Source organism: Chromobacterium sp. (genome assembly GCF_041912965.1).
GTDB classification, from domain to species: Bacteria; Pseudomonadota; Gammaproteobacteria; order Burkholderiales; family Chromobacteriaceae; genus Chromobacterium; species Chromobacterium aquaticum.
The window spans coordinates 25,556-44,204 of sequence record NZ_JAYSGF010000039.1; the positions used below are offsets into that span (position 1 = coordinate 25,556).

15 protein-coding genes are annotated in these 18,649 nt (G+C 63.0%); 2 read left to right on the top strand and 13 right to left on the bottom strand.

Annotated elements, in window-relative coordinates:
• Nucleotides 1–99: 99 nt before the first annotated feature.
• The 12 genes from ACE3QM_RS18305 to ACE3QM_RS18360 form a co-directional block, all read right to left on the bottom strand.
• Nucleotides 100–1,134: an MBL fold metallo-hydrolase gene (locus ACE3QM_RS18305; protein WP_374423879.1), complete on the bottom strand. Its 1,035-nt coding sequence runs from the start codon at nucleotides 1,132–1,134 to the stop codon at nucleotides 100–102.
• 95 nt (nucleotides 1,135–1,229) lie between these two features.
• Nucleotides 1,230–2,726: a DUF3138 family protein gene (locus tag ACE3QM_RS18310; RefSeq protein WP_374423881.1), complete on the bottom strand. Its 1,497-nt coding sequence runs from the start codon at nucleotides 2,724–2,726 to the stop codon at nucleotides 1,230–1,232.
• 123 nt (nucleotides 2,727–2,849) lie between these two features.
• Nucleotides 2,850–3,689, bottom strand: coding sequence for an ABC transporter permease subunit (locus tag ACE3QM_RS18315; protein ID WP_374423883.1), 840 nt, complete (start codon nucleotides 3,687–3,689; stop codon nucleotides 2,850–2,852).
• Nucleotides 3,686–4,594 (bottom strand): ABC transporter permease subunit, encoded by a 909-nt coding sequence (locus ACE3QM_RS18320; protein WP_048410287.1) that lies wholly within the window; start codon nucleotides 4,592–4,594, stop codon nucleotides 3,686–3,688. The genes ACE3QM_RS18315 and ACE3QM_RS18320 overlap by 4 nt, the downstream gene beginning before the upstream one ends.
• Before the next feature lie 291 nt (nucleotides 4,595–4,885).
• Complete coding sequence (locus ACE3QM_RS18325) at nucleotides 4,886–5,986, bottom strand: polyamine ABC transporter substrate-binding protein (RefSeq protein WP_048410286.1); 1,101 nt, start codon at nucleotides 5,984–5,986, stop codon at nucleotides 4,886–4,888.
• 740 nt (nucleotides 5,987–6,726) lie between these two features.
• Nucleotides 6,727–8,070, bottom strand: coding sequence for a tRNA 5-hydroxyuridine modification protein YegQ (yegQ, locus tag ACE3QM_RS18330; protein ID WP_048410285.1), 1,344 nt, complete (start codon nucleotides 8,068–8,070; stop codon nucleotides 6,727–6,729).
• Between the two features lie 32 nt (nucleotides 8,071–8,102).
• Entirely contained in the window at nucleotides 8,103–8,522 is a 420-nt protein-coding gene (locus tag ACE3QM_RS18335; RefSeq protein WP_048410284.1) for a hypothetical protein, read from the bottom strand.
• A gap of 164 nt (nucleotides 8,523–8,686) precedes the next feature.
• Entirely contained in the window at nucleotides 8,687–8,878 is a 192-nt protein-coding gene (locus ACE3QM_RS18340; RefSeq protein WP_374423888.1) for a hypothetical protein, read from the bottom strand.
• Between the two features lie 56 nt (nucleotides 8,879–8,934).
• A complete protein-coding gene (locus ACE3QM_RS18345; protein WP_374423890.1) occupies nucleotides 8,935–9,753 on the bottom strand; it encodes a ferritin-like domain-containing protein in 819 nt (272 codons plus the stop codon).
• A gap of 243 nt (nucleotides 9,754–9,996) precedes the next feature.
• Nucleotides 9,997–13,848 carry an ATP-binding protein gene (locus ACE3QM_RS18350; protein ID WP_374423892.1) on the bottom strand — a complete coding sequence of 1,284 codons (3,852 nt, stop codon included), beginning with the start codon at nucleotides 13,846–13,848 and terminating at the stop codon, nucleotides 9,997–9,999.
• 11 nt (nucleotides 13,849–13,859) lie between these two features.
• Nucleotides 13,860–14,561, bottom strand: coding sequence for a response regulator (locus tag ACE3QM_RS18355; RefSeq protein WP_231581025.1), 702 nt, complete (start codon nucleotides 14,559–14,561; stop codon nucleotides 13,860–13,862).
• A 23-nt stretch (nucleotides 14,562–14,584) separates the two neighbouring features.
• Nucleotides 14,585–15,772: an EAL domain-containing protein gene (locus tag ACE3QM_RS18360; RefSeq protein ID WP_374423894.1), complete on the bottom strand. Its 1,188-nt coding sequence runs from the start codon at nucleotides 15,770–15,772 to the stop codon at nucleotides 14,585–14,587.
• 376 nt (nucleotides 15,773–16,148) lie between these two features.
• Here ACE3QM_RS18360 and fliW point away from each other — a divergent pair, with 376 nt between their 5' ends.
• Together fliW and ACE3QM_RS18370 are read left to right on the top strand one after the other, a co-directional pair.
• Nucleotides 16,149–16,583 carry a flagellar assembly protein FliW gene (fliW, locus tag ACE3QM_RS18365; protein WP_048410279.1) on the top strand — a complete coding sequence of 145 codons (435 nt, stop codon included), beginning with the start codon at nucleotides 16,149–16,151 and terminating at the stop codon, nucleotides 16,581–16,583.
• Entirely contained in the window at nucleotides 16,583–17,149 is a 567-nt protein-coding gene (locus tag ACE3QM_RS18370) for a DNA-3-methyladenine glycosylase I (RefSeq protein WP_374423896.1), read from the top strand. Before fliW ends, ACE3QM_RS18370 begins: the two co-directional genes overlap by 1 nt.
• A gap of 58 nt (nucleotides 17,150–17,207) precedes the next feature.
• On the opposite strand, the gene ACE3QM_RS18375 is transcribed toward ACE3QM_RS18370, so the two are convergent.
• On the bottom strand, nucleotides 17,208–18,649 hold a 1,442-nt coding region (locus tag ACE3QM_RS18375; RefSeq protein ID WP_374423898.1), incomplete at its 5' end, for an AAA family ATPase.

The window sequence follows — 18,649 nt, forward strand, 5'->3', positions numbered from 1 at the left end:
GTATTCCCGCTTGCCATCAGGGGCAATGCTTGCGGCCAAGCCATATCGGCAAAGTGCTCGCCAAGCGGTCGCCCTTGGGATTTTCTGCCGGCATCCGGCTCAAAACCAGCGGGTTTCACCCATGGCCGGCAGTCGAAACACCTCGGGCGAAATATTCCATTGCGCTAAGGCGGCGGCAAGGTCGTCCTGCGGCTGGTCCAGTGGCTCGTCGGTGAGAATGAAGCTGCCCCAATGCACCGCCCAGGCGGCGCGCGCGCCGGTATCCAGCAGGATGCGCACCGCCTCCTCCGGGTTCACATGCTGCGGATGCAGGAACCAGCGCGGCTCGTAAGCGCCTATCGGCAGCAGCGCAAGATCCACCGTGCCCAGGCGCTCGCCTATCAGCCGGAACAATTGGTCCTGATAGCCGGTATCGCCGGGATACCAGAACTGCAGCCCGTCGCCGCGCACGGCGAAGCCGCCCCACAGCGCGCGGTTTTCATCGCCGACCATCCAGCGCTTGCTCCAGTGATGGGCCGGCGTCAGCTCCGCTTCCACGCCGTCCAAGCGGTAGCGCTGCCACCAGTCCAGTTCGTGGATGTGCGAAGCCGGCACGCCGGCCTGCCGCAGAATCACCCCCACGCCCAGCGGCGCGGCGAATTGCGGGCAGCCGGCGGGCTGGCGCGCCAGCCGGCGCACAGTGTTGAAGTCGAGATGGTCGTAGTGATTATGGGTGATCAGCACCAGGTCCAGCGCCGGCAGCGCCTCCAGCGTCATCGGCGGCGGCAGCTGCCGTTCCGGCCCCGCCCACTGGAACGGCGAAGCGCGCCGCGACCAGACCGGGTCGATCAGGATGTTCTTGCCGCACAGCTGGATGAAGCTGGTGGCGTGAGCCACCCAGGTCAGCGACGGCCGATCCCGGTTGGCGTTCAGCGCGGCCAACTCCGGCGCTTGGCGCGGAATGCGCTCCAGCCGGTGGCGCACCGCCGGCATGCGGCTGCGCTGCCATTCCCAGCGCAGCACGTCCAGCAGCCGCGGCTGCTGGAAGGGAAACAGATTGCGGTAGCCATCGGCCCCATGATGATCCTGCTGCGGATCGGGGCGATACACCGGCAGCGGCCAGCGGTGTTGCAGCCAGGGTTTCAGTCGCGACATGACATGGAGGTAGCGAGAAAGGAATGGGCATTGTCGCCCATGGCCGGATAAAACAAAAGGCGGCCCGTGCCGGGCCGCCCGTCTTGCTCTCACGCTCAGAAACTGTACACCGCCTGCGCGCCCAACATATCGTTGCTGCGACGGAAGCGTCCGTCGTTGCGCAGGAACACATCCTGACTGGCCCAGTCGTGACGGTATTCGAACTTCAGCGTCAGCTGATCCGTCGGGTAGAACAGCAAATCCGCGGTCAGCGCCTGGCGGTTGGCGCCCTTGCAGTCGGTGGCGCCGCCGGCCACGCAGGCCTGCGACACGCCAAAGCCGTTGACACCGTCGTAGCCGTTGGCGTTGAGCGCCACGCCGGCGCCGCCGCCGCCGTTCTTGCTGTTGTTCAGGTAATCGTAACGCAAGGTGGCGCCCATCTTGCCCAGGATATCGGTCATCCATTTGCGATGCCCCAGCAAGGACACCCCATACCATTGCGCCGCGCCGCCGTTCCAGGCGGCGTTTTGCTGCCGCCCGTAATCAAACTCGGCGTTGTACTGGATATCGTTCAAGGCGTAGCTGGCGTCGACTTCGGTATAGAAGTAGTTGCTGTACGGATCGTTGCTGGCGCATTGGTAGCCAAAACCGCTGTTGCCGGCCAGGCAGCCATTGCTCACCGGCACCGGGTTGCCAGCGGGCTGGGCGGCGCTGGTCAGCAGCGTCTGGCGGCCTGCATTGAAGGACCAGCCCAGATCCAGCGCGCTGCTCCAGGTATAATCGACCCGGCCGGTGAGCGTAGGCGTGTTATTGCTCTTGACGACGGGGTTGCCATTGTCGCTATTGCTGCCGGTGGTCGCCAGGTTGGCATGGGTGCGGTATTGCTCGTTGCCCAGCAGGAATTTCCACGCCCAGTCTCCATGCGCCCAGTTGAAGCCGGCGCCGACGTAGGAACCCGGCACGCTGAAGTCGTACAGCAACCCATGGGTCAGCGTGTTCATCTGGTTGGATTGCTGCATCTCATAGCCGCCGAAGCTATTGACCAGGCCCGCGGTCAGCGACCAGGTGTCTGACAGCGGGTAAGTGAACTGGGCGGTGTTGATGATGTTGTTGCCGCTGCCGCCATCCAGCAGGGTATTGCCGGAGCCGCGATTGGGCATGATGCTGATTTCGACGCTGGGCGCGGTGGGGCCAACGCCGAAGGTCTTCTTGATGTCCAGATAAACGTCGCCGAAGGTGCTGTTGCTGTAGGCGTAGGTATTCTGGTGATTCAGGAACTGGAAGCCCGAGCTGTTGTTGGCGCGGTTATAGATATAAGTCGGGTCCAGGTAGCCGGTGACGCTGAGCCCGGCCAGCGGGCCATCGGTGGCGGCGTTGTTGAGCTTGTCCACCTTCAATTCCATGCCGGCCACCCTCTCCTTCAGTTCGGCGTTGGCGTCGTCGGCCGGCGCCTTGGCTTCGGTGGCGGCGGCCACCGCTTGCTGCAAGGCCTGCATCTGGGTCTGCAAGGCCTGCAATTGCGCCTTGAGCTTGGCGATTTCATCCGCCTTGGCATCGGCCAGCGCCATGCCCGGCAGTCCTGCTATCAGCGCGCTGATCAGTATTCTCTTCATTTCCCACTCCCTTGTTGCATGTCTTTGGATACAACATTCGAGAACAGCCTGCGCTCATCCACGGACGCTCCGGCGCGGCATCGCCGCGCCGGCATGCGTGTTTATATTGTTATGCCGCCAGGCTCAAGCCTGGGCGAAAGCCAGTTTCATCTCACGCTCGCGCTTGCGCTCCGCCATGCGCATATAGATGTTGGCCGCCACCACCCCGGCCGACACCAGCACGATGAACAGCGTTGCCAGCGCGTTCATTTCCGGGTTCAGGCCCAGGCGCACCCGCGAGAAGATCACCATGGGCAAGGTGGTGGAACCGGGGCCGGACAGGAAGGCGGTCAGCACCAGATCGTCCAGCGACAGCGTGAACGACAGCAGCCAGCCGGACACCAGCGCCTGCGAGATCAGCGGCAGCGTGATCACGAAGAACACCTTCAAGGGCCGCGCGCCCAGATCCATCGCCGCCTCTTCCAGCGACAGGTTCAATTCGCGCACCCGCGATTGCACCACGATGGCGACATAGGACACGCACAGCATCACGTGACCGATCCAGATGGTGAACACCCCGCGTCCCTCCGGCCAGCCGAAGGCCTGCTCCATCGCGACGAATAGCAGCAGCAGCGAAATGCCCTGAATCACCTCGGGAATCACCAACGGCGCGTTGACCATGCCGGCGAACAGGGTGAACATGCGGAAGCGCCCGAAGCGGGCCAGCACGAAGCCGGCCCAGGTGCCGATCACCACCGAGGCGGTGGCGGTCATCAGCGCGATCTTGACGCTGAGCCAGGCGGCGTTGATCAGTTCGTCGTCCTGCAATAGCGCGGCATACCACTTGGTGGAGAAGCCGGACCATACCGTCACCAGCTTGGACTCGTTGAAGGAGTACAGCACCAGCAGCGCGATGGGCAGGTAGAGAAAACCGTACCCCAGGCCCAGCACCAGAAAGGACAGCGTCTTGTTGGGCTTGATCATCTCGCGGCCTCCATATTCTTGACCTGGTAATGCTGGAACAGCGCCATCGGCACCAGCAGCAACAGCACCATCGCGCAGGTCACCGCGGCCGCCATCGGCCAGTCCATATTGTTGAAGAACTCGTCCCACATCACGCGGCCTATCATCAGCGTGTCGGAGCCGCCCAGCAGTTCCGGAATCACGTACTCGCCCACCGCCGGGATGAACACCAGCAGGCTGCCGGCGATGATGCCGTTCTTGGACAGCGGCAAGGTCACTTGGACAAAGGCCTTCCACGGTTTCGCGCCCAGATCGTAGGCCGCTTCCAGCAGCCTCAGGTCCATTTTCACCAGATGGGCGTACAGCGGCATGATCATGAACGGCAGGTAGGAAAACACCATGCCGATATAGACCGCCCAGTTGGTGTGATAGAGCCGCAACGGCGTGTCGATCACGCCCAGCCACAGCAGGAACTGATTGAGGAAGCCATCGTTCTTCAGGATGCCGATCCAGGCATAGACGCGGATCAGATAGGAGGTCCAGAACGGCAGCATCACCATCATCATCAGGGTGTTGCGCGCGCTGTCCGAGGCCCGGGCGATGTAATAGGCCATCGGGTAGCCGATCAGCAGACACAGCACGGTGGAGACGAAGGCCATCTTCACCGAGCTGATATAAGTGGCGAAGTACAAGTCGTCGCCCAGCATGAACTTGTAATGGCCGATGTTCAGCGCGATGGTGAATACGTCGTTTTCCAGCTTGGTGAGCGGGGTGTAAGGCGGAATGCCCAGTTGTTGCTGCGAGAAGCTGATGCCCACCACCAGCAGGAAGGGCAGCAGGAAGAACACCAGCAGAAACAGGAACGGCATGCCGATGACGGTGGTTCTACCCGACGGCAGCCAACGGCTTAGCTTGAGACTTTTCATGTCAGCACCACATGGCCGGTTTGATCCGGCTCGCTTGCATTGCTTTTGCGCCATCCTCCGCGCCCGTCTGATGCGGGCTGTCGATCGAACGGCCTCCTCTTGAACGCTTCTCCCGGATACCCACGGCCGCGGCGGCCGGACATCGCCTGTCTCACTCCTCCCGGTCATGCCGGACGCCGGGCGCGCGCGTCCCCGCCGGCCTGGCCGGCATGGCGTGCTCGCGCTCGGATTGACTATCGGCAGCCGCCGTCCCGGCTCAGGCGGGCGCGGCGGCGGTATTGGACGCCTGCCTCAGCGCCCCGTCTTCAGCTGCGTCCACAGACGGTTCTGCAGGCGCATGATGTCGGACGGCAAGGGCTTGAGCAGGAATAGCGTTTTCACGACGGACTCCGGCGGGTACACCCCCGGGTCGTTGGCGATTTCCGGCTTCACGTATTTGCGCGCGGCGGCGTTGGCGGTTGGATAAAACACTTCGTTCGTGATCGCGGCGTTGACTTCCGGCGACTGGATGTAGTTGATCCATTTAAGCGCGGCCTCGGGATGCGGCGCGTCCTTGGGGATCACCATCACATCGAACCAGAGCGGCGCGCCGCTCTTGGGTATCACATAGGCCAACTGGTACGGCCGCTTGGACTCCTGAGCGCGGTGCTTGGCGATGTTGACGTCGCCGGAGAAGCCCAGCGCCAGACAGATGTCGCCGTTGGCCAGGTCGTTGATATAGCCGGAGGAGTTGAACTGGGTGATGTAGGGCCGGATTTTCTTCAGCGCTTCGAAAGCGGCCTGGTAGTCGGCGGGGTTCTTGCTGTTGGGGTCCTTGCCCAAGTGGTGCAGGGTGACGGCGAACACGTCGTTGGCCTGGTCCAGCACCGATACGCCACAGCCTTTGAGCTTGGATACGTATTTGGGATCGAACAGGATGTCCCAGCTGTCCAGCGGCGCGTCCTTGCCCAGCGCCGCCTTGACCTTGCTCAGATTGTAGCCGAGGCCGTCGGTGCCGTAGGCCCAGGGCACGCCGTGGGCGTTGGCCGGGTCGGCGTCGACGATCTTGGCCATCAGCGCCTTGTCCAGATTGGCCAGATTGGGCAGCTTGGACTTGTCCAGCTTCTGGTAGATGCCGGCCTCGATCTGCTTGGCCATGAAGTTGGAAGTGGGCACCACGATGTCGTAGCCGGCGCGGCCGGTCAGCATCTTGGCCTGCAAGGTGTCGTCGCTGTCGTAGACGTCGTACTTGACCTTGATGCCGCTCTGTTTTTCAAACCCGGGGATGGTGGACTTGGCGATATAGTCCGACCAGTTGTAGACATTCAGCGCCTTGTCTTCGGCGTGCGCCGCCGCGACCGGCAGCAACATCAGCAATGAACACAGCGCTTTGCGAACCAGCTTATTCTGCATGACAGGCTTCCTAATGGAACGGGCCGCGCTGTCCGACGCCGGGCCTGTGGCCTGCGAGCATCGGGCGACCCGATAACGGCAACCTCAGCGCCACGCTCCCCGCCCGTTGCCGGGCCATGGCGCTGCTCCATTGTCCCCGGCCGCCTGGGCGGACCTGGGTCGAATGCGGCACCAGCTTGCGATGGGCGAGCCGGTTTCCGGCGCCCCCCAGCGCGCTGCTGATGCCAACTTACACCCCGCAGCGCGCAATGCCAGCTATCCGCGCGTTACGGTTTGCAACTTTCGAGGTGCTAAGGGTCATGATTCGGGCCGTTCCGCCCCGCGTTCTAGTTGGCGGGTATCGATGAACGGCCAGGGAAACCTGCATGCAAAGCTTGCGCTCCCATGCCGATGCGCGAGAACTGGCCGCCAAACGACCATTTCCGCTCACATCATCTCCTCTTGTCTCCACGCTCAGTGGATGTTTAATAAAATTTACATCTCTCTCTGATACGTCACTACTTTTTAACCATATTTTTTTATGCACGCAACTTTTATTGATCTTGCAGTGCAAAAAAATAAACACATGCGCCACAGTCCGATTCCAAATGTTCACTATTATCAACAATCCGAACTGTAACCCACGCCGATCACAGCACCCAAAACGCATGACCGCGACGCAAGGTTGACCGTGGGCGTCGCCAGGACGAAAAAAAAACAGGCGGCCGCGGCCGCCTGTTTTCGCACGATCCAACTCTGGGTCAGAACAGCCGCGCCAGCAGCGCCTTCTCCTTGCCCGCCATGTCGGGAATGCGCACCTGGATGCCATTGCCGGCGGCCACCGCCACCGGCTCGCCATTGCGCGTCATCTGCGCCAGTTCGATGATCTGGTTGCCGCTGGGGTGGATGATTTCGATGCGATCGCCCACCGCGAAGCGGTTCTTCACCTCGATCAGCGCCCAGCCGTCGGCATCGACCTCGATCACATCGCCCACGTACTGGCTCTGCTTGGCCTTGGAATGACCGGTGATGTAGTTCTGATATTCCTGAGTCTGGTGGCGCTCCAGGAAACCCGGGGTGTAGCCGCGGTTGGCGAGACCGTCCAGCTCGGCCAGCAGGCCGAGGTCGAACGGGCGGCCGGCGACGGCGTCGTCGATCGCCTTGCGGTAGACCTGGGCGGCGCGCGCCACGTAGTACAGGCTCTTGGTGCGGCCTTCGATCTTCAGCGAGTCCACGCCGATCTTGGCCAGCTTCTCCACCTGCTCCACCGCGCGCAGGTCCTTGGAGTTCATGATGTAGGTGCCGTGCTCGTCTTCGATGATGGGCATCAGCTCGCCGGGGCGGCTGCCCTCTTCGATCAGATAGGTCTTGTCCGCCAACGGGTGGCGTTCGGCGCCGCCGCAGGAGGCGAAGCTCTGATTCGCCTCTTCCAGCGCCTTGTTGAAGTCGAACTTGATGGTCTGCACATCGCCGGCGTCGTCGCCCTGGGTGTCGTGCACCTTATAATCCCAGCGGCAGGCGTTGGTACAGGTGCCCTGATTCGGGTCGCGATGATTGAAATAGCCGGATAGCAGGCAACGGCCGGAATAGGCGATGCACAACGCGCCGTGCACGAACACTTCCAGTTCGATGTCCGGGCATTGCTGGCGGATTTCGGCGATTTCGTCCAGGCTCAGTTCGCGCGACAGGATGATGCGCGACACGCCCAGCTTCTGCCAGAACTTGACGCCCATGTAGTTGACGGTATTCGCCTGCACCGACAGGTGAATGGGTACTTCCGGCCACTTTTCGCGCACCATCATGATCAGGCCGGGATCGGCCATGATCAGCGCGTCCGGCTTCATCGCGACCACCGGCTCCATATCGGCCATATAGGTCTTGATCTTGCTGTTGTGCGGCAGGATGTTGCTGGCGACGAAGAACAATTTGCCGCGCGCGTGGGCTTCGTCTATGCCCTGCTTCAGCTCTTCCAGCTTGAAGTCGTTGTTGCGGGCGCGCAGGCTGTAGCGCGGCTGGCCGGCGTAGACGGCGTCGGCGCCAAAGTCATAGGCGGCGCGCATCTTGTCCAGCGTGCCGGCCGGCAGCAGAAGTTCCGGTGCTTTCATTGTTTATTCTGGTGGGTTCGTTGAGCGTGGGCTCAGTGCAGCAGACAGGACATCGGCAACGGCTCGCGGTCCGGCTCGACAAAGCCTTTGCGCGCCGACTCGTCGTCCAGGCGCTCTGAAGAATAATGTTGCAGGATCACCGCGCGGGCGTCGGCCAGCACGTCCGGACAGTGGCTGGCGAACGCCTCCCAGTCCTCGAGCAGCCGGGGCTGGCTGGCCATCCGGCTGTACAGGATCACCAGGATCGCCATGGTCAGGGTGTGGTGATACTTCATCGCCGCGCCATTCACCATGGCGAAGCGCGACAACGCGCGCGCGCAGCGGGCTGCGGCTTCCGGCGCCGGGTATTGGCGGCGGTAGGCCCAGGCGGCGTACAGGTGCGCGCGGTGGTTGAAGTCGGATGCAGGCAGCGCATTGGTTTCCAATTGGCGCAGGAATGCCTGATGGTCCATGACTCGGTTTCTCCGAAAATTCCAAAAAGCAAAGGCTCCACCCAATGTGGAGCCCTGACCCTCGTTGATACGGGGGCGATTATGCGCGGCCTGCCGATGCCAGTCAAGTGCGCGCGCAGTCGCAAACGCGACATTAAGCCGCTGTTTTAAAATCCTTTTCTGGTTTAAGGTCTTTTCGCCAAAGCCAGCAGCGCGCTGAACTGACCGATCAGCGCCAGCAGCATGAGCAGCGGACACAGAATGGCCAGCAGCGGCCCCGGGCCGCTGTCCAGGCCGCGCCACAGCGCCGAACTGAGCGCGAAAACCAGGGTGCTGAGCAACAGCACCGTCATGGCGAAGCGGCGCTGCTTTTGCATCTTTTTAAAAAAATTCAATAGCATGTTTGCTGATTCCGGATAAGGCCGTCGGCATGCTAGCCGGCGGCGGCGGTGTCGTCTTCGCTCAAGGCGCGCAGTATTTCCAGTTCCTGCGTGGAAAAACCCGCCCGTTCACGGGCGGCCAGATTATACGCGCCGCGGTAAAGCTGGACATCGTGGCGCCGCAGCAGTTCCTGGAAACAGGTTTCCGGCTCCAGGCCACGCTGGCGGCACAGCCGGGCAAACCAGGCGTTGCCGATGCGCACATGGCCCACTTCCTCGCGCAGGATGATGTCCAGCACCGCCACCGTGTCATGATCGCCGATGCCGGCCAGCCGCCGCTGTATGCCCGGCGTCACGTCCAGGCCGCGCGCTTCCAGCACCCGCGGCACCAGCGCCATGCGCGCCAGCGGGTCGTAATCGGTCTTGCAGCTCATCGCCCACAGGCCGTTGTGGGCGGGGAAGTCCCCGTAGTCGCAATCCAGCGCCCGCAGCCTCCGCCGCAGCATGGCGAAATGGCGCGCCTCCTCCGCCGCCACCTGCAGCCAATCGCTGACAAAAGCGGCCGGCATCTCGCGGAAACGCCAGGCGGCGTCCAATGCCAGATTGACCGCGTTGAATTCGATGTGGGCGATGGCGTGGATCAGCGCCGCGTGGCCCTGGCGCGTGGACAGGCTGCGCTTGGGCACCTTGGCCGGGTGCACCAGCTCCGGCCGCGGCGGACGCCCGGCCTCGGGCAAGGCATAGGGCGGCGGCGCGTCCGCGCGCGTCAGGGCGCCGCCGCGCCAGCCCTGCAGCGCGTCGACGGCCAGTTCCATCTTGCGTTCGATGTCGCGGCACAACAGCGCCGCTTCCAGTTGCGGGTAAAGGCTCATGGACAGGCATTCTAGCCGATGTCGGCGCACCCCGGCAGCGCCCCTGGCCCTAGGGCCAAGCCAGCCGACGGAGCCTGATCAATTCCCTGTTTCAACCATCCCTCGGAACGTGTTTACGATCTCGCGAGCTTAGGCGAGACAAGGCGAAAGCGAGCGAAAAAGCGGAATGTACTCGTGGCACATGAGCACTGAGCTCGGTTTCAACGCGGTATCGCCGACGCGCGGCAGATCTTGAACAGGTTCTTAAACGGAGTGGGTTTCATCCTGCCTGACCATCCAGGCGTCGAACTCGTCCAGCGCGGCGTCGAAGGCCGGCAGCAGCGCGGCCACCTGATCCAGCAATTGCGCCTTGCCCGCTTGTTCCAGCGCTTCGGCGGCCATGCCCAGCGCATTGATGCCCACCATGCGGCTGGCGCCCTTGACCCGGTGGGCGGCAAAGCTGATGCGGTCGCTCGAGCCGGCGGCGATGGCCTGGCGCAATTCGGCGACGTCTTCGGCGTTGCCCTGCTGGAAATCGCGCAGAATCTCCAGCTCCACTTGCAGATCGCCATTGCTGTATACCTGCAGCACCGAGCGATCCACCGGCCCGTCCTGCGCCGCGCTCGGCTCCGGCGGCGCCGAGCCGGTGGCGCGCGGGTCCTTGGCCGCCCATTTCTGCAAGGCGTCGGACAAGGCCGAAATCGACAAGGGCTTGGTCAGGAAATCGTCCATGCCGGCTTCTCGGGTCTTGTCCTGTTCCTCTTTGGCGGCATTGGCGGTGCAGGCGACGATGGGAATGCGCCCCAGTTCCGGATGCTCGCGCTCATGCGCGCGCACCAGCCGCGCCAGCTGATAACCGTCGATGCCCGGCATGTGGCAGTCGGTCAGGATCATCGAATAGCGGCCGGACAGCCATTTGGCGAACGCGCGGTCGCCATCCTCGGCCCATTCCGCCGGATAGCCCAGTTTTTCCAGCTGCTTCAGCGTCAGCTTGCGATTAGTGGGATTGTCCTCGGCGAACAGAATCGGTAGCACACGCATCGAGGAGGACAGACTCATCGCCTCGGGCTCTTCCTCGCGCGGCATTTCCGCCGGCACATGGACCTGCGGCAGGCTGACCGGCGCCACCACCTGGTCCAGCCATTCCACTTCCAGCAATAGCCGCGCGCAGCTGCCCTTGCCCAGCTGGCTTTCCAGTTCCACATGGCCGCCCATCAGGCCGGCCAGCCGTCGGCAGATCGCGAGGCCCAGACCGGTGCCGCCAAAGCGCCGGGTGGTGTCGGAATCCGCCTGGGTGAACGGCTGGAACAACCGGGACAGGCTGTCCTCGGACATGCCGATGCCGCTGTCTTCCACTTCGAAGCTCAGCGATTGGTAATTGGCCATCGAGCTGAGCACCTTGACCCGTATCGCCACGCCACCATGCACGGTGAACTTGATCGCGTTGCTGATGAAGTTCTGCAGGATCTGCCGCACCCGCAAGGGGTCCATCACCAGCGTCGGCGCCAGTAGCTCGTCCACATCCAGCTGGAAATCCAGGCCTTTCTTGTAGGCGTTTTCCTGGTACAGGCTGCGTATGCTTTCCAGGAAGGGGCGCGAGGCGGTCGGCGCGGTGACGATTTCCAGCTTGTCGGCCTCGATCTTGGAAAAATCCAGGATGTCGTCTATCAGCCGCAGCAAGGTTTGCGCGGAATCGTGTATCGTCGCCACCGCATCGCTCTGCTCGCCATCCAACCGGGTCATGTTCAGCAATTCCAGCATGCCCAACACGCCATTCATCGGGGTGCGGATCTCGTGGCTCATGGTGGCGAGGAAGGCGCTCTTGGCGCGGTTGGCGGCATTGGCCTGGTCGCGCGCGAGCCGCAATTCGAACTCGGCCATCTTGCGCTCGGTGATGTCGAGACAGGCCAGTATCATCACCCCTTCCACCACCTCGGTGGCCACCATCTGGCCCTCGAACAGCACCCAGATCGGCTGACCCGCGCCGGCCAGGCACTCCAGTTCGCAGTGGATGCGGGTACCCTGCCGCATCTGCTGCAGATGCTCGGTCAGCTCGATCCAGCCTTGTTCCGACGCCATCAATTCCATCAAATGCATGCCGGCCAGGCCGTAATCGCCGACATCGAAGATCAGTTCCGCGGTTTGGTTGGCGCGCGACACCTGCAACTGTTCATTCAGGCGCAGCAAGCCCACCGGCGAGGAGGCGAACACCGCCTCCTCCTCTTGCAGCACCGCGCGCAGCTGCGCCTCCGACACCTTGCGCCGCGCCTCTTCATCATAAAAACCCAGGATGTTGGCGTAGGCGCTGAGCAGCGGCTGCATGCCCACGCCCAGCCGATACACATCCGGTTGCAGCAGGCACACCGCGGCGGCGACATCGCCGCCCAGCATCACCGGCAGGGAGATCCAGGCCGAGCGTTCGCTCAGCAGCTGGAACAGCCAGCTGAGCGGAGCCGGCGCCTGCGCCACCTCGCTCAAGGATGGCAGCTCCCGCGGCCAATCTCCGGCCTGCAGCTGCAGCGATTGACCATCGCCATCCAAGGGCGACCAGGCCAGCAGTAGGCATTGCTCGGCGCCGGCATGCTGGCAGAACACGCGGTGCAGCGCTTCGAACACCTTGTCGCGCGGCTCCCGCGCCAGCAGCATGCCTTCGACCACGGAGATCGCCGACAGCAACTCCACACTGCGCTCCAGCGAGGTCTCCGCCTGACGCCGCTGCTGTTCATTGCGCACCGTCAGCATGCGCCAGCTGTGGTCGCGACTGTCGCTGAACCGGCTGAGGGAAATGAGCACATAGAAACGCTCGCCACTGGCCGGCAACCCTTCCCCGGTCAGCTCCACCGTGGTCTGATCGTCCAAGGCCTGCGTCAAGTGGCTGACGCCGCCCGGCACCTCCAGCAGGCTGTAAGCCGACATGCCGTGCAGCACTTCCTGCGGATAGCCGAACATCTTGCCGGCCCCGGGGTTGGCGATCTCGATGCGGCCATTGCGATTGACGATCAGCACCGCGTCGCCGGAAGCGTCCAGCATATGCTTCAACGCGGACAACGGCCGCAGCACGCGGCTCACCATATAGTGCAGCAGCACCAGCACCAGGCCCAAGGCCAGCGCGCCGAACAGGCCATCGCGCACCATGCGGAACAGAAAGACGCTGCGCCCTTCGTCGATGCGCTCGGCCGTCATCCGCTCCACCATGCCGAACGCGTTTTGCAAGACCGTGCTCAACTCCGCCAGGCTGGCATGGAAATCGGTGGCCTGATTGAATGACTGCACGCCGTCTATCTGCTCATGCTGCAGCTTGACCACCAATTGCAGCTTCAAGGTCAGTGTCACCAGATTATTGAACGCCGCTTTCAGCTCATCGTCGTGCGCCGCCAGGATGATGGGCCGCATCTGCTCCACCATCACCATCGCGGAGCTGAGCCGGAACGCCAGATCGTCCTCGATGTCGCGGTTCATCCGGTGCCCCAGCTGCTCACGGATGAGCAGCGCCACCGCGTTGCCGCGCAGTTGGCCGCCCAGCAGCCACAGGTTCTGCTTGATCATCATCAGGCTGTTGAGGGTGGGATCGGCCTGGCTGGCCAGCTGCGCCATGTCCGCGGCCAGAATGCCTCCGGCTTCATTGCGCAAGCGCGATGTGACCAAGTACAGCAGATTGCTCATCGACTCGTTCTGAAAATCCCGCTGCCGCAACACGGCCAGGGACTCGGCCCGCAGCACTTTGAAATCATGGGCGAGACTGGACAGCCGCTTCTGACTGCTGACGTCCACACCGGCGATAACCGGCATGGAAGCCAGCGCCACCACGAACTTGGCATCGGTATCGCGGGCCAGACGCCGCAAATCATCCTGCTGCTGCTGCGTGGGCGGCACTTTCGCGGTCAACAGCAGCCGCAGCTGACTGCTCTCCAGATTTTCCGCGTTGAGCGCCAGATACAGCGCCGAGATGTCGCGGTTCAGCTCCGCCACATGCCGGGCCTGGCGGTAGGAGTCCCAAGACTCATTCAGCAGGCGCAGAATGGCGCCCGCCTGCAGCGCGCCCAGCAACAGCACGATCAGGATCACCGCGCGACGGATGGACTTGGTGTGTTCCTGGCGCGGCCTGGACAGCTTCATCGGAGCGGGGCTCAATGTTCGTTCGACGGCGCGGCTTCAGTCTCGGGGCTTTCCTCGACAAAGAGCCGCATCACGCCGTAACGATCGCTGAAATCGCGTAGCACCGCGATCTGGTTGGCGGAAATCGCCGCGCCGCGCGGCAGTAGCAGATGGCCATGCTTGCTGCACAGGTCCTGGGCCAGCACCGATCCCGCCTTGACCGCCAGCAGGCTGACCGCGGTGCCAGGCGGCGCTTCGGGCAGCGCCGGCGCATCGAACAGCCGGCCAAAGACCTTGCGGTCATACTCGCTGCCGGTGGCGACGCCATAATAGCTGAACGGGTCGATTTCCGGCCGCTTGCGCTGCATCGCCGCCACGATGGCCTTCTCCACGTCGGCCGGCTTCGGCGGCTTGACCACGAAACCGTCGGCGTGCAGTTGGCTGGCCAGTACCACATTGCTGCGGTCGGCGTGGCCGGACAGGAACACGAAGGGCAGATTGGATGGGTTCATGGTGTGACCGCAGCGCAGCTCTTTCAACAGGTCCATGCCGTTCATCGGTGTCATCTGCACATCGCACAGCACTAGGTCCACCATGCGGATGTCGAGCAAGCGCATCGACGCGGTGCCGTCCGCCGCCTGGAAAATGGATTCGGAGCGCAGGCCCATCGCCTGCAAGGCCTGGCTGATCAGCGAACGCACCAGGGTCTGGTCGTCCACGATCAAGATCCGCATTCGGGAAAAATCCACCGCAGCACTCATTCCGCGCTCCCCTCCGCCGTCGCCGCCTGACGGCTCTGCCGCAGATAATCGCTCAGTTCGTTCTCGCGCAGCGGCAGCGCCACATAAGCGCCGCGCACGCATGGACAGCCCAGATCCTTCGCCAGCGCCACGCTGTCCTCCTCGTCGATGCCGCTGGCGGTGATCGCCCCCGGCGTCAAACCGTAAATGCGCAAAAAGCGCAATGCCTGCGGATCCGCGCCCAGCATGCCGCGTATCCATTGCAGGGTTTGCCGCGGAATGTTGACGTGATCGAAGGGCAGCTTGAGCATATTGCTCTGGGTCAGCGAACCGGAGCCGAAGGCATCGGCGATCAAGCGGAAGCCCAGGTATTTGATCTTGGCGACATTCTCGAACGCCAGCGCCGGCGACTGCGGCCCCAGCCCGTCGGCCAGCTCGAAGCCCAATAGCCGCGACGGCGCGCCGAACTGCTGCAGCAAGGCGTGGCAGTGGTCGAACACATGCTCGCTTTCCAGACAGGAGGTGTCGATGCGCGCATTGAAACCGCAGTCCTCGCCCAGGCCCTGCTGGCGCAAGCCGGACCACAGCCTGGCCATGCGCGCCACCAGTTCTTCCAGCACCAGAGCGGACACGCCCTTGCGCTGCGCCAGCACATTGAACAAACCCGCGCCCCACTCCACCCGTCCCTGCGGCCGGATCAGCGCCGCCACGCCGAAACCGACCGGACTCAAATCGGGCAAGCGCAATATCGGCTCCAGCTCCAGCTTGAAATCGCCGGCGCAGATATCGGCGAAAAAGCTTTCCACCTCCAGCTGCTGCACCTGATAAGCGCGCTCAAGGTCGGAGAAGATGCCGTTGAGCGCGGCGAGAAAGGCTTCCGCCGAATAGGGTTTGGACAGAAAGCGGGTGCTGCCTATGCCCAAGCTGCCGGCCATTTCGCTGATGGTGTTCAGCGTTTTGCCGTCATATCCGGAAATGATCAGCAAGGCGGAGCGATAGCCGAGCAAGGCCACGTGCTTGATGAAGTCTATGCCGTTCATGCCCGGCATGCCGATATCGGTGACGATCAGGTCATAGCGGTTCTCTCCTATGCTGCGCAGCGCCTCGGCCGGGTCGCTGAACTCATCGATGGCCACCTCGTAACGACTGAAAAAACTGGCCTGGCGGGAAATCAGCTTGCGTAACACCAGCTGATCTTCAAGCACCAGAAACCGCTTGGCCGGCAAGCCCATGGGATCACCCTCCCCGCAATGCGCGCGGCGGCCGTTACGGCCGCCCGCGGCTCAAGCCAAATACGACATTCGAGTAATATTGATACTAGGTGCTGATGCCCGCAGCCACAACCACGGCTTGCGATATTCGATGCTGCGGCGCGGCAGCCTGGGACGCGCCCACGCTCCTGCGCGCGGGAGCGAGACAAGGCGAAAACAGAGGAGAAAACGGCGTTGGCAAGCGATCAAAAACAATCCGAGGCCTTGCTCTGCGTGCAGAGCTGACCCGCGATGGGCATTGCACAGGCTTTTATGCAATTGGCGCTACCGCCATGCATAATATGAGCATTGTCACGCCAGGAGGCACGCCATGCTGTTCCAGTCTAGCCAGCTCGGCCAGGTCGATATCGACGAGAGCACCATCATCACTTTCCCACACGGCATTCCCGCGCTGGAGAGCTGCACCCGCTTCAAGCTGTTCCATAACGCGACCCAGGCTCAGCCGCAGGTGTTCTGGCTGCAGTCGCTGGACGATCCCGGCATCATCTTCAGCATCGCCACGCCGGAAGCGCTGGACATTCGCTACGAAATCGAACTGGATGACGCGGAAGTGGCGGAACTGCGCCTGCAACAGCCTCAGGATGTCGCCATCCTACTGATGCTGAGCAATCAGGCCGACGAACAACACCCGGCGCTGCCATCGATGAAAGCCAATATCCGCAATCCGCTGGTGATCAATCTGCAAAGCCGCGTCGGCCTGCAAAAAGTGGGGCTGCAGTGCGACATCCTGCTGCATAACCGCTGATGCCGGCGCCCGCCCGCTGCGCCTGGTGCGGCGACGACCCGCTCTATGTCGCTTATCACGACCAGGAATGGGGACGGCCGGAGCGCGACGATAGCAAGCTGTTCGAGATGCTGATCCTGGAGGGCGCCCAGGCCGGCCTGTCCTGGATCACCATCTTGCGCAAGCGCGAGGGCTACCGCCGCGCCTTCCACGGCTTCGATCCGGTCAAGGTCGCGGCGATGGACGAGAACGACGTGGAGCGGCTGATGCAGGATACCGGCATTGTGCGCAACCGTTTGAAGATCCGGAGCGCCATCCGCAACGCCAAGGTGTTTCTGCAGATGCAGCGGCAACACGGCAGCTTTGCCGGCTGGCTGTGGGCGCATGTGGACGGCCGGCCGCTACTGCGCCGCCACGACGACGAGCGGGTGCCCGCCAGCACCGAACTGTCCGACCGCGTCAGCAGGGCACTGAAGAAAGCCGGCATGAACTTCGTCGGCAGCACGGTGATCTACGCTTATCTGCAAGCCTGCGGCGTGGTCAACGACCACATGTCGGACTGCTTCCTCTGCCCCGATCGCGGCTGAACCCTCCAGACGCTAAAAAAGCCCGGAATCCCGGGCTTTTTTAGCGGCGGACCTGCGCTCAGGCGAAGCTCAGATGGCCGTCCCGCGCTTCCACCAGGATGGTGGATTTCGGTGGGTATTTGCCGGCCAGGATAGCCTTGGCCAGCGGGTTTTCCAACTCGCTCTGGATCGCCCGTTTCAGCGGCCGCGCGCCGTAGACCGGGTCGAAGCCGACTTCGGACAAGAGCGCCAACGCTTCCTCGCTGACCTGCAGATCCAGGTCCAGCTTGGCCAGCCGGCCTTCCAGACTCTTGAGCTGGATGCGGGCGATGGATTTGATGTGCTGCTCGCCCAGGCCGTGGAACACTACCACCTCGTCGATGCGGTTGATGAACTCTGGCCGAAACTGGGTTTTCACTTCCGCCATCACCGCCAGCTTGATCACCTGGTAATCGTCGGTATCCATGGTCTGGATCTGCTGGCTGCCGATATTGGACGTCATCACCACCACCGTGTTCTTGAAGTCCACGGTACGGCCCTGGCCATCGGTCAGCCGGCCATCGTCCAACACCTGCAGCAGGATGTTGAACACGTCCGGATGCGCTTTTTCCACCTCGTCCAGCAGGATCACGCTATACGGTTTGCGGCGCACCTGTTCGGTCAGATAGCCGCCTTCCTCGTAACCGACATAGCCCGGCGGCGCGCCGATCAGCCTGGCCACCGAATGCTTCTCCATATACTCGGACATATCGATGCGGATCAGATGATCTTCACTATCGAACATGAAGCCGGCCAAGGCCTTGCACAGCTCGGTCTTGCCCACCCCGGTCGGCCCCAGGAACAGGAAGGAGCCGTAGGGCTTGTTGGGGTCGGCCAGGCCGGAGCGGGAGCGACGGATGGCGTCGGCCACCGCGCTGACCGCCTCGTCCTGCCCCACCACGCGCTGATGCAGCACCTCTTCCATGCGCAACAGCTTGTCGCGCTCGCCTTCCAGCATCTTGGACACCGGAATGCCGGTGGCGCGGCTGACCACTTCCGCGATCTCCTCCGCGCCCACCTGGGTGCGCAGCAGGCGGTTGGGCTTGGCCTGCTCCCCGGCGCCGGCCGCTTCCGCGTCCTGCAGCCGCGCTTCCAGCTGTGGCAGCTTGCCGTATTGCAGTTCCGCCAGCTTCTGCCAATCGCCCTTGCGCTTCAAGTCCTCCATGTCCAGCTTGAGGCGCTCGATTTCCTCCTTGATGCTTTGCGATCCCTGCTGCGCCGCCTTCTCCGCCTTCCAGATTTCATCCAGGTCAGCGTATTCGCGCGACAGCTCGGCGATCTCGTCCTCGATCAGCTTCAGCCGCTTTTGCGAGGCCTCGTCGCTTTCCTTGTTCACCGCTTCGCGCTCGATCTTCAATTGGATCAGCCTGCGGTCCAGCTTGTCCATCGCCTCTGGCTTGGAATCCAGCTCCATCTTGATGCGGCTGGCGGCCTCGTCGATCAAATCGATGGCCTTGTCCGGCAGGAAGCGGTCGGTGATAT